We start from the raw sequence: 13,448 nt of genomic DNA on the forward strand, positions 1-13,448 counted from the left end.
GAGCGAAGCAATCCAGAAATCCCTCCGCGGACACAGTCTGGATTGCTTCGCTTCGCTCGCAATGACGGGCCTTTCTTTTGTTCGCCCAGGAATCACCCATGTCCGCAAACAACGCCTTCCACATTGCCGTGCTCGCCGGTGACGGCATCGGCCCCGAAGTCATGACGCCCGCGATTGAGGTGCTGCGCAAGATCGAGACGAAGTCGGATTTGCGCTTCCGCTTCACCGAGGCGCCCGCGGGCGCCAACAACTATCTCGCGACCGGCAAGTCGATGCCGGATTCCACCATCAAATTGTGCGAGGAAGCCGACGCGATCCTGCTCGGTGCCTGCGGCCTGCCGTCGGTGCGCTATCCCGACAATACCGAGATCGCACCGCAGATCGAGCTGCGCTTCATCTTCGATCTCTACGCGGGCGTGCGCCCGGCGCGGCTCATTCCGGGCGTGCCGAGCCCGATCGTCGGCGCTGACAAGCGCGGCATCGATCTCGTCGTGATCCGCGAGTCCACCGAAGGCCTGTTCGCCTCGATGGGCAAGGGCGTGGTCACCCATGAAGATGCGCGCGAGACCATGGTGATCACGCGCAGGACCTCCGAACGCCTGTTCGACTTCTCGTTTCGCCTCGCCGAGCGGCGCAAGGCGCGCGGCAAGCCGGGTGCGCTCGCCTGCGTCGACAAGGCGAACGTGTTCAAGGCGTTTGCGTTCTTCCGCGGCATTTTCGACGAGATCGCGAAGAAGCACCCCGAGGTGAAAACCGATCGCCTCTATGTCGACGCCTGCTCGGCCATGCTGGTCAAGCGTCCCTGGGATTTCGACGTGATGGTGATGGAGAACATGTTCGGCGACATCGTCTCCGACATCACCGCGAGCCTGATCGGCGGCCTCGGCATGGCACCGTCGGCCGACATCGGCGACAAATACGCCGTGTTCCAGCCGTGTCACGGCACCGCGCCCGACATCATGGGGCAGGGCAAGGCCAATCCCACCGGCATGATCCTGTCTGCGGCGATGATGCTGGACTGGCTCGCCGACAAGCACGGCGTCGAGAGCGCGGCGGAAGCCGGCGAGCAGATCGAGAGCGCGGTGGATCAGGTCTATGCCGCCGGCCTCAAGCCGATCGAGTTTGGCGGCAGCAACGGCACGGCGGATATTACCAGGGCGGTGCTCGCGGCGCTGTAGGAGTAATCGGACCGCGGGGCGCTTTCACCTCGCCCGCTTGCGGGGAGAGGTCGAATTTCGAGCGAAGCGCGAATTCGGGTGAGAGGGACTCTCCGCGAGTCGAACTCTTACCGTTGTTTTCGGCGACGGTCCCGTGCTCGCAGACGAATTGCTCGAATTTGTCATCAAGGTCGTCAAGACGCGTCGATCTCGAACGCGATGGGGCATAAGCCGATGTCCGGCTGCATGGGCGTATTGGCAGCCAAGGTTTTCCGTATTTTGTGAAAAGGGTATCTACCTACCAAAGACGCCGCTCCGGCGCATCTTTGATCCGCTCGCCGTGAACGCCAATGGTGTTGAAGGCTTCGAAGACGGTTTATCGGCGCTGCACCAGACCAACTTGCCAAAATATCCGGACCTCTTGGCCTCAATCAGGTACATTCAGTAAGGGGTGGCTTTTGATCAACGGCCGCGAAGGCCGGCAACTACGATCGGAGCTGGCATGTCGAGAGGATTGAACCCTGCGTCTATAAACGAAAGCGTGCTGACGCAGCGCTTGAGCGAGCTTGAGTCCGCTGCGAACTGGCCGCCGTCTGTGCTCCAGGACCTCGAGCGCTTTATTCACACCGGCGACGACTATGATCTCTTTCGGGTCAACCCGATCAAGTACGCGACCGTCAACGGGTTGAGTGAGGCCGATGGAATCGACCTGTTTGTGCACGCCGCCAAGGTCGGCCTGTTCGAGATGCAGTGGCTACTCATCTGCGCCTATTGCCCACAGGTCGCAGGCAGTTTTCGTGAGCTGGACCAGGTCCATCCACGCTTCCAGTGCGAGTTCTGCAACGCACTCAACGATGTGGCGTTGGATGACTATATCCAGGTTGCCTTTACAGTCTCGGATGCCGTCCGCGACATCGTGTTCCGCCATCCTGAGAAGCTGTCCGTGCAGGACTACTATCTGCGCTACAATTTCTCCGGAGATTTCAGGCCTCCACTTGGAATGACGCACGAACAACTCGTCGCGGCGCTCTCACGCGGATTTGCCGACATTGAAGCTGAGCAATGCAGAAGCTTCGAGTTTGACGTGACGGCCGGCCGTTTCGAGGTGCTTGACCTCAGCCATAAGCTGCTCCTGGTCTTCTTCGCCAACGGTGAGGTGGCGGGACCCCAAGGGACGCAAATTCAACTCGACTCGGGTCGGTTCGTGGTTCCGGACCGATCGATCGGGCCGAGAGAAATGGTCCTGGGCGATGGACTCTTTGCCTTTCGACGGACGACCGACGTCAGCCCAGGCAAGCATACCGTCGTGATTGAGAACCGCACGAGCGAGCGCGGCCGCTTCTGGTTCCTCCAGTATCCTCCCCAGTTCGTGCCTCATCTGGTCGAATACGAGCCCTTTCTGTCTGGCAAGCGGTTACTGCTCACCCCGTGCTTCGGCGAACTCTACAAGACGCAGTTGGTGGACGAGCGCGAGAGCCTCGCCGTCTCCGACATGACTTACCTGTTCACGGATCTGAAAGATTCGACTCCGCTGTATGAAAGCGTTGGCGACGTGAATGCCTATTTTCTCGTTCGTCAGCACTTCGACATCTTGAACAAGATCATTCGAGAACGATCTGGCACCATCATCAAGACGATCGGCGATGCGGTCATGGCCGGATTTGAGCGCCCACAGGATGCTGTCCGTGCCTCCATCGAGATGATCGAAGAACTGTTGCACTTCAACCAAACCGCTTCACGGCCGCTAGGCCTCAAGGTCGGTGTGCACAGAGGCAGGGCGGTTGCCGTACGGCTAAACGACCGGATTGATTACTTCGGGCAGGACGTGAATATTGCTGCACGCGTGCAAGGGCTTGCCGCCGTCAACGAGGTGTGCCTGACCGAAGCTGTCATGGAAGCCCCCGGCGTCAGTGACATCGTCGAAGGACGCCCGGCATCGCGCGACTACGAGAACTTGAAGGGCGTCGGCCAGAAGATGGAAATTCATCGGATTGGAGTTTCTCCGACACGGAGGTGAGCCCCGCTGATGCCGCCAGCGTCGTTCGCACATTTCAGCCATGGAGCAGCGCCGCTCGGCAGAAGCAAAAAGAGGCGAGGGCAATATCGAGTCTGCACACTGGGTCAAAAGGCCGCCGATAACGGCCGAACTGATGACAGTGTCCGCTCCACTCCGACCAGCAGCGCTTTCGCCTGATTGAGGTTTTGAGCGATTGACCGCCCGCGGGCCTTCCAGGAAAAAGGGGCCTCACGGCCCCTTCGTCATTTACCAGCGGTGCCAGTGGCGATGGCCCCAGCCCCATGGACGCGGGCCGTAACCGTAGAAGCGTCGCGGGCCGCCATAGTAGCCGTAGGCGCCGTAATAGTTCGGACGCCACCAGCAGCGGCCCCAGGCGTTGCAGACCATCCGCACCTGATCGACCTGCGCGGCCGGACCGCCTGCGATTTGATCGGCCTGCGGTATGCCGTTCGGCATCGCCGCGAGCGCTTGTCCCGACGCCAGCGCGGCGCTGCCCAGGGCAGCCAGACCAAGAACAGCAAATCTAAGTTTCATCGCGATCTCCCTCATTGGTGGCGGGAGAACTTGCGCCAGATCAATTGGTTGCTATCGCAGCGCAAGGCGGCGAGGAATTTAATCTTGGTGAACGGGTGTTCACGGGAGCGACGTCGTCGCAATCCTGGCCCGCGGGGCGTCGATCAAGCACGCATCCCGATCGCGGGCCGAAATGGAGGATCGTTCTCGGGCGAGGGTGCCGGCGCATAGTGATCGAATTGCATTGTGAAGGTCGCGCGACCTTGGCTCATCGAGCGCAGGTCATTCGCGTAACCGAACATGTCGATGAGCGGCACCATCGCGCTGATGACGGTGGCGCTGCGCCTCTTTTGCCCCCGGATCTGGCCGCGTCGCAAATTCAAGTCTCCGATGACGGGGCCGATACAGTCCTCCGGGATCGCCACCTCCACCGTCATGATCGGCTCGAACAGCAACGGCCCTGCCTTCTGAAGCGCCTCTCGGAACGCCGCACGTGTGGCGATCTCGAAGGCCAGCGCCGAGGAGTCGATGTCATGATATTTTCCGTCAATCAGTTCGACCTTGATGTCGATCACCGGGAAACCGGCGACAACGCCCGCGCAAAGCACGCTCTCGATCCCCTTTTCGATGCCGGGGATATATTCCTTCGGCACCGCGCTGCCGACGATCTTGGACTCGAACCAGTAGCCCTTGCCGAGCTCGTTCGGCTCGACGCGCAGCTTGACGGCAGCGAACTGGCCTGAACCGCCCGACTGTTTCTTGTAGGTATATTCCACCTCGGCCGGCCGAGTGATGCGCTCGAGGAACGCCACCTGCGGTGCCCCAACCCTGAGATCGACGTCATGGCTACGCCTGATGGTTTCGAGGATGGCGTCGAGATGGAGTTCGCTCACGCCCTTCAAGACGGTCTGTCTGGGCTCCTGATCGATCGAAAATTCGAAGGCAGGGTCTTCGTCCGCGAGCTTTGCCAGCGCAATGCCGAGCTTCTCCTCATCGGCCTTTGACTTCGGCTCGATTGCGATCTCGATCAGCCGCGGCTGGGAGGACATTTCGTTCGCCGCGACATACGGATTGATTCTGGGAGGGCCGGACTTCCAGTTCACCCATTCTTCAGCGTCGCGGAGCGAAACAAAGTCGGCGATCGGCAGATCAGTGAGGTCGGCCCGGCGGTGAACGACGCGCCAGCCGCCTTCTTGAAGGCGCTGGATGATGAAGCATTCAACGGGCAAGTAGATCATTTTGACGTATCAGCCCTCAAGCCGGCCTGTTCCGGAGCCTTATGCCGTCGGCTTCGCGTGCTCGGCAAAAAACGTGGTCTCCCGCGTGATCGTGATTTTGTGCCCTGTGATGCCGCGCAGGATCGCTGTCAGCGCAAACCATCTGTCGAATGGCGCGCATTCCTTGTTCTCGTTGGTCAGCTTCGCAAAACTGCAGCCTGCCGCCTCCCGCGCCAACTCGCCGATCGTGAGGATGCGACGCGGAACGATCCGGGAGACCAGCCACCTCTCGTAACCAAAGCCAAAGCAGAGTGCCGCCGCCAGGAAGAGTACAAGCAGATTGTCCAACGAGGTCCCAACGGCGTGCCACAGGCAGCCGAGCAGCCCCAATACGAATAGGGCCGGCCAACGGAAAGGTCTCGGCCATCTCGCTGACATCCGGAAAGAGGCTTCCAGACTCGGAAGATCAAGGCCTGAACCCTGCGCAAGCCGTCGCCACTTCGGAGCCATCGAGCGAGGCTCGAGTCGTTCAAGAACTGAAATGGGCGTTTGGGGCGTGATCTCGCTCGCGATTCCCATGGTTTTGAGTGCTCGACGCAGGCGGTAGAACGCCATTTGAGAAAGGCAAACCTGCGTTCTGCTTCCGGCGTTCGGATGTTTCACTTCGATCAGATCGTAAAGCTGGCCGACGGTCCGCGTCTGCTCGGCTTCCGCGTCGGTCAGCTTGATCCCAAAGGTTCGCTCAACGTCGTGGATGACGTCCACATCATCGCCGTCGCCGACGAAGTTCAACGTGTCTTTCATGTTTTTCGCCAACGGACGGGTTGCCGTGATCGGAGCATTCGTTGCACTCGGTCCAATCGTAACGCCGCGGCGTTATGCCCGTCTTCATCGGCCGTGGTGCGTCATGATGTTATTCTGCCGGTGTTTTGCCCGACGTGTCAAATCTCATGGCCGCACGGCTCAAATCAGCTCGAGCCAAATTGTTGAGCAATTTCTACTGTGCATAGGGTTGTTTTCGAGGTTCTTTGTGGCGCGTCCGGCGTCGAGGCTACTTCCCCTGGAACTGCGGCTTGCGCTTGTCCATGAAGGCCTGCCGGCCTTCGCGAAAATCGGCGCTGTCCATGCAGGCTGTGCCGATCGCCTTGATTGCGGTCATGTCGCGTGCGCTTTCATCCTTCAGCACCTCCGCGATGGTGATCTTGGCGGCCTTGATCGCAAGCGGCGCGTTCTGCGAGATCGTCGCGGCAATCGCCATGGTCTCGCCCCAGAGCTGGTCGTCGGGGATCACGCGCTCGACGAGGCCGATGCGCAAGGCTTCGGTGGAATCGATGCGCATGCCCGTGTACATCAAGAGCCGCGCCCAGGACGGGCCGACGAGCGACACCAGGTGCCGCAGGCCGTCAAAGCCATAGGCGATGCCGAGCTTCGCCGCGGGAATGCCGAACTGGCTGTCGTGCGCGGCGATGCGGATGTCGGCCAGCATCGCGACCTGCATGCCGCCGCCGAGGCAAAAACCCTGGATGCAGGCAATGGTCGGCTTCGGGTAGTCGGCGAGCAGCGCGCGCTGGGCGGCGCTGCGCTTGCCGTACTCCTCGGAGGCCGCCGCATTATGGCGGTTTTTCTCGAACTGGCTGATGTCGGCGCCGGAGACGAACGCCTTGCCGCCGGCGCCGCGCATGATCACGACGCGGACTGAATCGTCGTCGCGCAACGCTGTCAGCGCTTCGCCAAATCCCTCCCACATCTCCAGCGACATCGCGTTGCGCTTGTCGGGATTGTTGAAGGTGATCACACCGACGCCGTCGGCGACCTCCGTGATGATCTTGCCGTCGGCGTAGGGAGCTTCATGGGAGAGATCGGGCATCGCGCGCTCGCTTGTCGTTGACGAGGCGCAATGTGCGACCGGGCCGAGGCCCAGGTCAACCGCGGCAGGGCGAGGGGATTTGCATCCGCCCGTGCCGCGATTGCATGCCTACTGCGCCATATGCGCGGTCAGCGGATGATTGCCGGCATTGCTGAAGAACGCGGCTTCTTCGGCGGTCGCCTCCAGCAACTGCTCGTCCTGGTTATAGACGTCGCTGCGGAACTGGATGGACTGGTCCCTGGTCATCCACGCGGTGAGATAGATCCAGGCCACCGGCACCTTCCTGGCCATCGCGACCTCCTGATGCTGACCGGTGGCGATTTCCGCATCGATCGCGGCGCGGCTCCATTTCGGCTGGTCCTTGAGCAGCCAGGCGGCGAGATCGCGCACATTGTCGACGCGGGAGCAGCCGTGGGAATCGAAGCGGTAGTCGTCGCTGAACAGATTGCGCTGGTTGGTGTCGTGCATGTAGACCGAATAGGAGTTCGGCATGTCGATCTTCACCGCGCCGAGCGCGTTGAAGGTGCCATTCTGCTGGCGCACGGTGAAATTCGGCGTGTGCGTGCCCGACCAATCGACCGAATGCGGATCGATCGGATTGTCGTGGCCGTCGAGCACCTCCATGTGCATGCGCGACAGATAGGTCGGGTCCTTGCGCATATGTGCGGAGATCTCGGTCTTGGCGATCGAGGAGGGCACCGTCCAGGTCGGGTTCAGCACCACTCCGGTGATCTGGGCCGTCAGCGTCGGCGACGGCTTTTCGGTCTTGCCGACGATGACGCGATAGCGCCGCACCACGACGTCGTTCTCGACCGCCTCGGCGAAGGCGGCGGGGATGTTGACCACGACATAGCGCGGGCCGAAGCTGAAATTGGTGTTCTCGAGCCGCTCGAGCGACGCTTCCAGTTGCCGGATGCGCTTTTGCACCGTGACGTTCATGGCCGCGAGCGTGCGCGGCGTCATCGTGCCCGTCGGCGCAAGACCGTGGCGGGCCTGAAAGCGCTTCACACCGTCCGCGAGATCCTGGTCGAAAGCACCGCTCGCCTTCTCGGCAGCGAGGTCGCCCGAAAGAATCAGCCGCTTGCGCAGGAGGTCGTCGTTGGCGCCTTGCACGCCGGGCGCGAACCTGGCGTCCGCAGGGATCGTCGGCCAGCCGCCGCGCACCGCAAGATCGGAATAGCTCAGCGCCGCGTCCTTGATGCGCTGGGCGGTGCCTTCGTCATAGGTCGGCTCATGCGTCAGCGCGAGCGCTGCGGCCGAGCGGCTCTCGGCGGTCGAAGCCGGTGCCGCAATGGCGGCTTTGGGGACGGCGGCGTGAGCCGGGTTGGCGACCGCCGGCACGGTGCCGGAGGTGCCGGGCTTGGGCCCGGCCTGGCCCGTGGTCTCGGTCTGCGCAAGCGCAGAGGCGCTGACGATGAGGCCCATGGCAATGATCACGGCATGGCGTTTCGACATCTGTCTGGTTTTCCCCAAGAGGCAATTCCCGGCCGCTGTGCTGCGTGCGCCGATCGGCGAAATCGGCGGGAAGCTAGGGCATCAGGGTTGCGGTCCCATTAAGCGCATCGAGGCCCCCGCGCGTCCAACGCGGAGGCTCTCGAGTAGGTCGCAACAAGGTTGGGACGGGTTCGCGTAAACTGCGACGAATACCAAAAAAAGGGGCGGTCATGCCGCCCCAAAAATCGAAGGCCGCGCGCATAAGGTGCGCACGCCTTTCTCCTGCCAATCAGGCTTCATCCTGCCAATCGGGCCTCGCCCAATCCAGCCGCGCCCCCGCGACGCGGCGGATTGAACATTGGCCGTGAAGGCCAGGCCGTCGATCGATCAGGCTTCGTTCGCCGCGATCGATTCCATCAGCGAGACGAGCTGACGCTGCACCGTCTGATCCTTGATCTTGCTGTAGGCGCGCAGCAGGCGGAGGCTGAAAGCCGAGTCCAGGAACAGGAGGCTTTCGACTTCGCGGGCCTTGTTGTCGCCGTCATAGAAGAAGGTCACGGGCACATCGAGGGCGGTGGCGATCTGCTGAAGCCGAGCCGCGCCGACGCGGTTGACGCCCTTCTCGTATTTCTGGACCTGCTGGAAGCTCACGCCGAGCTTTTCGCCGAGCTCAGCCTGCGAGATCTTCATCTCGACGCGCCGCAGACGGATCCGCTTGCCAAGCTCGATGTCCGGCTTGCCGGCACTGCGCTGCTTCATCCTTTTCGCCGCTGCTTTCATTTTGGTTTTCACCTTTGTTCTTCGGTTGAAAATCCCCCGAAGAGCTGGGTCAGGGGTTCGCCCATATACGAGTCCTTGAATTCATGCGGATGCACGAACTCTTCCTTAAACCACGGGAAGCGAGCCGGATTGAAAGCTTCGATCAGCCAATCAATCATGTGCCGCACGCGGGGAATCCGGCCGCTACCAGGGTGGTAGGACAACCAGATATCCAGCGGTCGGTTCAACTCGACCTCCAGTGGAATCAACTTCCCGCCAAGCGCAATGGCATAGCTCGGGAATACGCCGATTCCGGCTCCATTCGCGACAGCCCAGTAATTGGCGCTTGAGACGTTGGTCTTCATGACCAGAAGGTCACGCTCCGGAACGCCCGGGAAGAAGCTCTCGAAAGTTTCCTTGGCGGCGAGCTGGTCGGCGAATTGCAGCACCAGGCGGTGCTTGATCAATTCGAGCGCCGAGTGCGGCGTGCCATATTTCTCAAGGTATTTTTCCGAAGCCCAGAACATCAAATGCATGCGGCCGAGCCGCACCAGCTTGACGTCGAGCGCCGATGGCCGCGACAGATGGATGGCGACGTCGGCCTCGTGGCGGGAAACGTCCGCCGAGCGCATCGCGCAATGCAGGTCGACCAGGATATTCGGATAGGCTTGCTGGAATTCCACCAGCCGGGGGGCGAGCCAGAAGGTGCCCAATCCCTCGGTGACGGCGACGCGAACCTCGCCGGTGAGGGCGTTGGCGGTTGAATCACTGGTGCGCAACACGTCGAAGGCCGCCGCCTCCATGCGCTCGACAGCGGAGACCACCAGCGCGCCTTCATCGGTGAGATGGGTGCCGTGGACATCGCGTGTGAACAGGGTGGTGCCGGTCTGGCGCTCAAAATCATCGATCCGGCGGCGGACAGCGTTGATCGACAGAGACAAGCGTTCGGCCGCCGAGCGGAAGCTGCCGCATCGAACGACTTCCAAGAAGATGCGGGCCGCATCCCAATCGGAGAGGCCGCTGATGTTTGTCTTTAGGCGTTCCTCCAGTGGAACGCCCCTTTCCGCCAAGGAGTGCATACAAGTCCCTTCGGGGCGCTAAACTGGCAGAATCTAGCGCAAACCACAACCACGACGGGTTGGGGAACGGTGAGTTTTAAACGCCATACTTACCGCGCCCGAAGTGGTATTTTAGTGTGCTTGGGGTTGGGAATCGGGCTAGTTGTTGCCCGGAAGAGGGGTACACGTGCGTTCCGTTGCGAGCCTTACCATGGCTGCGGGATTGCCGGGTCCAATTGGACCTGAGGGTGGCGTGCGAAATGCCGCGCGCGCTCGCGGGATGGATCGATCGCGCGGGCCGAGGCGTTTCAGCTCCAGGCGTTTCAGCTCCAAGCGTTTCAGCTTCAAGCGTTTCAGCTCTCGCCATTCCGACTTGCGCCGCTTTGCAAAGCCATCTGGAACTGCGGTTTCGACGCAGAAACACATTGAAATCATCTTCGAGGGCGCGGACTCCTCATGCTATCCTTGGCTCGCTTTGGGGGCCAAGGGGATCGTTTCAAGCACGTCTCGCAGCCCGAATTAACGGAAAGAACGCCGTGTCGCATTCAGACGAACAGTTGCAGTCGGTGCTCGAGACGCTCGAGGGGTGCCGCAAGGTTCTCAACGAGAGCAACAGCCGTGAGTCGGCTGAGCTGCTCTCGATCGTCATCCTCGATGTCAGGATGAAGCTCAAAGGAATTGACAGTGCGGACCTCAAGGCGCTGTGCGACGAAATGCTGCGGAGCGCTGCCAGCGAGCCGCTGCCCCCCTCCAAGCAGACGCAGGACCAGCCCCGGCGTCCGCTGCTCCGCGTGGTGAAGTAGCCGCGCCGCTGAATCTCGCTTTTTGGCGAGATTTGTGCGCGTCCCGATGCCGCATCTGTGATCGCAGACGGCATCGGGAGGAGCCTTGGTTTGATCGCGCCTCTGTTGCGCATTCCCCGGCATCGGCTACACCAGAGCCGGTTTGGCTCCGGCCATGCGCCCATTCCCGGCGCGCTGCCCGAGGGCCCGGGATGGCTCCGACTGCATCATGCAAAATGTCTCGATTACGGCGGCGCTGATTGCCGGCCTCGTCAGCTTCCTCTCGCCTTGCGTCCTGCCCCTGGTTCCGCCCTATCTGATCTATCTCACCGGCGCCACGATCGAGCATGTCGAAAGCGACGAGCCGGCGACCTCCAAGCGCGCGATCATGATGGCGGCGCTGCTGTTCGTGCTCGGATTCTCGACGGTGTTCGTGGCTCTCGGTGCCAGCGCCTCGCTGGTCGGCGGGCTGATCCGCGCCTGGTCGGCGGAACTGTCGATCCTGGCCGGCATCGTCATCATCATCATGGGCCTGCACTTCCTCGGGCTGACGCGGATCGGCCTGTTGATGCGCGAGGGGCGCCTGACTGCACCAAGACCCGTCGGTCTCTGGGGCGCCTATGTGATGGGCCTCGCCTTCGCCTTCGGCTGGACGCCCTGCATCGGCCCGATCCTCGCCGCGATCCTCTCGATCGCCGCGGCGGAGGCGACGGTGACGAAGGGGGCGGGGCTGCTCGCGGTCTATTCCGCGGGCCTCGGCATACCCTTCCTGATCGCGGCGCTGATGATCGAGCAGTTCTCAAAGCTGTTCGCGCGCATGAAGGGCCAGCTCGTCAATGTCGAGCGCGCCATGGGCGTGTTGATGGTCATCACCGGCATCGGCTTCCTCACCGGCGCCGTCTCCAATGTGAGCATCTGGCTGCTGGAGACATTTCCGGCGCTGCAGACGATCGGGTAGGCGTTCACCGCTCCTCGTCCAGCGCGCAGATGACCGTGCAGACCACGCCGCGCGGCAGGAAGTCGACCGTTGCCTCGCCGCCGAGCTGGTCGCGCGCGCTGCGCTCGATCAGGCGCGAGCCGAAGCCGCGCTGCACCGGCGCGGTCACCGGCGGGCCGCCAGTCTCGGTCCAGATCAGCCGGAGCCGCGGCTTGGGCGCATCTTCCATGATCTCCCAGTCCAGGGTCACACGGCCGGTCTCGTTGGACAGCGCGCCGTATTTCGCGGCGTTGGTCGCGATTTCATGCACGATCATCGACAGCACCACGGCAAGCCGCGGTGACAGTGGCACGGTGGGGCCGGCCATCCTGATGCGATCGGGATTGGCGAGCAGGAACGGCTGTAGCGCGCGTGCGATCACGTCTCGCAGCTCCGAGCCCGCCCACTTCTCCTGGCTGAGGAGATTGTGCGCCTCGGCCAGCGCGCAGAGGCGCCCCTCGAATTTGGTCCGCTCGTCGCGGCTGGCGCTGCGAAAAGTCTGCACTGCGATGGCCTGCATCAGCGCCAGCGTATTCTTGACGCGGTGGTTGAGCTCCTCGATCAGCAGATTGTGCAGCATGTCGCCGCGCGCGATCGTGGTCGCCATCCTGACCGCAAAGGTGAGGCCGACCAGCAGCAGCACGCCGCCGATCAGGCTGGTGATCGCGATGTCGCGCCAGAGCGGCGCGATCAGCGAGCTCTCGGTGACGCCGGCGGCGACGGTCCAGCCGGTCAGCCGCGATCGCGCATAGGCCGAGGCGAGGGCCACGCCGTCGAGCGACACGCTCGACAGAACCGCCTCGGGTGCGCGGAACATCGCCTCATAGAGCGACGGCGAAGCCTGCTTGCCGAAGGTCTCGTTCGGATTGGGGGCGCGCGCGAACACGACGCCCTTGCTGTCGAGCAGCGATACCGTCCACTGCTCGTCGGGGCGCTGCCGTTCGACCAGGTGCTGGAAGATGTCGATCGGCGGGCTGAAGGAGAGCGTGTAGACGACTTCGCCGTCACGCAGCACCGGGACCTCGACCGTGACGATCGGGCGCTTCTTGGACGAGCCGGTGAACAGATCGGAAAATTGCGGCGCCTTGCTCGCGAAGACTCGTTCGACGATATCGCGATTGTTGCGCGGCGGCAGGCTCGCCGTGTCGGTCGTCAGCGTCGAGAACAGCTGGTGCCCGGACTTGTCGGCCAGCAGCAGGACGCTGTCCTCGCCATACTGGCTGATGAACCCGACTGCCGAGCGGCGGAAACTGTCGAAGTCGCCCCTGTGCAAGGACTCGCTAAGCGCGAGCACCTGCAGGCCGCCCGTCATCCGCTGCACCTCGGAATCGAGCACGAGGCGCATGCTTCGCACCGTCTCGAGCACCCGGCGCGTCGCGTCGCTCCGGTCCTGGCGATAGTTGGAATAGGCGAGGCCGACGGCGAAAACGATCAACGGCAACATCGTTCCCGTCACCAGGAGAGCGAGCCGGACCGGCAAAGAGAGCTTTGACAACGCAGGCGTCCCGGTTCCAGCGCTGCGACGCCGGATTATGATTTTGTCAAACCATACGGGCAGGATTTGCGCTGCGCCATGATTTTCACATCCGGCGACCAGGCCAGACTGGATTTTTGCGGCGCAATCGCCGCCGCCTCAACTCATGCACGATGCGATGTCGCGGGCTCCGC

11 protein-coding genes and 1 pseudogene are annotated in these 13,448 nt (G+C 62.4%); 4 read left to right on the forward strand and 8 right to left on the reverse strand.

The annotated features are described in order from the left end of the window. Window positions 1-98: 98 nt before the first annotated feature. Window positions 99-1,178: an isocitrate/isopropylmalate dehydrogenase family protein gene (locus ABID58_RS04440; RefSeq protein ID WP_354031686.1), complete on the forward strand. Its 1,080-nt coding sequence runs from the start codon at window positions 99-101 to the stop codon at window positions 1,176-1,178. A gap of 481 nt (window positions 1,179-1,659) precedes the next feature. Further along, a complete protein-coding gene (locus tag ABID58_RS04445) occupies window positions 1,660-3,174 on the forward strand; it encodes a DUF5939 domain-containing protein (protein WP_354031687.1) in 1,515 nt (504 codons plus the stop codon). A gap of 246 nt (window positions 3,175-3,420) precedes the next feature. Here ABID58_RS04445 and ABID58_RS04450 read toward each other — a convergent pair whose 3' ends face one another. The 7 genes and pseudogenes from ABID58_RS04450 to ABID58_RS04480 form a co-directional block, all read right to left on the reverse strand. Continuing rightward, window positions 3,421-3,708, reverse strand: a complete 288-nt coding sequence (locus tag ABID58_RS04450; protein ID WP_354031688.1) for a hypothetical protein — start codon at window positions 3,706-3,708, stop codon at window positions 3,421-3,423. 143 nt (window positions 3,709-3,851) lie between these two features. Continuing rightward, window positions 3,852-4,859 (reverse strand): annotated as a pseudogene (locus ABID58_RS04455) (translation factor GTPase family protein); the annotation flags it as partial. Window positions 4,860-4,964: 105 nt separating this feature from the next. Continuing rightward, window positions 4,965-5,708, reverse strand: coding sequence for an acyl carrier protein (locus ABID58_RS04460; RefSeq protein ID WP_148749005.1), 744 nt, complete (start codon window positions 5,706-5,708; stop codon window positions 4,965-4,967). Between the two features lie 247 nt (window positions 5,709-5,955). Next, on the reverse strand, window positions 5,956-6,771 hold the full coding sequence (locus ABID58_RS04465; protein WP_354031689.1) for an enoyl-CoA hydratase: 816 nt from the start codon (window positions 6,769-6,771) through the stop codon (window positions 5,956-5,958). Window positions 6,772-6,879: 108 nt separating this feature from the next. After that, entirely contained in the window at window positions 6,880-8,226 is a 1,347-nt protein-coding gene (locus tag ABID58_RS04470) for a L,D-transpeptidase family protein (RefSeq protein WP_354031690.1), read from the reverse strand. A gap of 366 nt (window positions 8,227-8,592) precedes the next feature. Beyond that, window positions 8,593-8,964, reverse strand: a complete 372-nt coding sequence (locus tag ABID58_RS04475) for a helix-turn-helix domain-containing protein (RefSeq protein ID WP_014497036.1) — start codon at window positions 8,962-8,964, stop codon at window positions 8,593-8,595. A 29-nt stretch (window positions 8,965-8,993) separates the two neighbouring features. After that, entirely contained in the window at window positions 8,994-10,043 is a 1,050-nt protein-coding gene (locus ABID58_RS04480; protein WP_148749002.1) for a LysR family transcriptional regulator, read from the reverse strand. A gap of 515 nt (window positions 10,044-10,558) precedes the next feature. On the opposite strand from ABID58_RS04480, the gene ABID58_RS04485 reads away from it, so the two are divergent. Both ABID58_RS04485 and ABID58_RS04490 read left to right on the forward strand, forming a co-directional pair. Further along, window positions 10,559-10,825, forward strand: coding sequence for a hypothetical protein (locus ABID58_RS04485; RefSeq protein WP_354031691.1), 267 nt, complete (start codon window positions 10,559-10,561; stop codon window positions 10,823-10,825). 208 nt (window positions 10,826-11,033) lie between these two features. Further along, window positions 11,034-11,762 carry a cytochrome c biogenesis CcdA family protein gene (locus ABID58_RS04490; protein WP_354031692.1) on the forward strand — a complete coding sequence of 243 codons (729 nt, stop codon included), beginning with the start codon at window positions 11,034-11,036 and terminating at the stop codon, window positions 11,760-11,762. Window positions 11,763-11,766: 4 nt separating this feature from the next. Here the strand turns inward: ABID58_RS04490 and ABID58_RS04495 are convergent, their stop codons facing one another. Next, window positions 11,767-13,224, reverse strand: a complete 1,458-nt coding sequence (locus tag ABID58_RS04495) for a sensor histidine kinase (RefSeq protein ID WP_354032166.1) — start codon at window positions 13,222-13,224, stop codon at window positions 11,767-11,769. Between the last annotated feature and the right edge of the window lie 224 nt (window positions 13,225-13,448).

It is taken from the genome of Bradyrhizobium sp. S3.2.6, assembly GCF_040546885.1.
In the GTDB taxonomy this organism is placed as follows: domain Bacteria; phylum Pseudomonadota; class Alphaproteobacteria; order Rhizobiales; family Xanthobacteraceae; genus Bradyrhizobium; species Bradyrhizobium cytisi.

What these genes read in the sequence shown, in the direction of transcription:
- ABID58_RS04465 (WP_354031689.1), bottom strand. Translation starts at nt 6,771, where the DNA reads ATGCCCGATCTCTCCCATGAAGCTCCCTACGCCGACGGCAAGATCATC.
- ABID58_RS04470 (WP_354031690.1), bottom strand. Translation starts at nt 8,226, where the DNA reads ATGTCGAAACGCCATGCCGTGATCATTGCCATGGGCCTCATCGTCAGC.
- ABID58_RS04450 (WP_354031688.1), bottom strand. Translation starts at nt 3,708, where the DNA reads ATGAAACTTAGATTTGCTGTTCTTGGTCTGGCTGCCCTGGGCAGCGCC.
- ABID58_RS04475 (WP_014497036.1), bottom strand. Translation starts at nt 8,964, where the DNA reads ATGAAGCAGCGCAGTGCCGGCAAGCCGGACATCGAGCTTGGCAAGCGG.
- ABID58_RS04480 (WP_148749002.1), bottom strand. Translation starts at nt 10,043, where the DNA reads ATGCACTCCTTGGCGGAAAGGGGCGTTCCACTGGAGGAACGCCTAAAG.
- ABID58_RS04490 (WP_354031692.1), top strand. Translation starts at nt 11,034, where the DNA reads ATGCAAAATGTCTCGATTACGGCGGCGCTGATTGCCGGCCTCGTCAGC.
- ABID58_RS04495 (WP_354032166.1), bottom strand. Translation starts at nt 13,224, where the DNA reads ATGTTGCCGTTGATCGTTTTCGCCGTCGGCCTCGCCTATTCCAACTAT.
- ABID58_RS04460 (WP_148749005.1), bottom strand. Translation starts at nt 5,708, where the DNA reads ATGAAAGACACGTTGAACTTCGTCGGCGACGGCGATGATGTGGACGTC.
- ABID58_RS04445 (WP_354031687.1), top strand. Translation starts at nt 1,660, where the DNA reads ATGTCGAGAGGATTGAACCCTGCGTCTATAAACGAAAGCGTGCTGACG.
- ABID58_RS04440 (WP_354031686.1), top strand. Translation starts at nt 99, where the DNA reads ATGTCCGCAAACAACGCCTTCCACATTGCCGTGCTCGCCGGTGACGGC.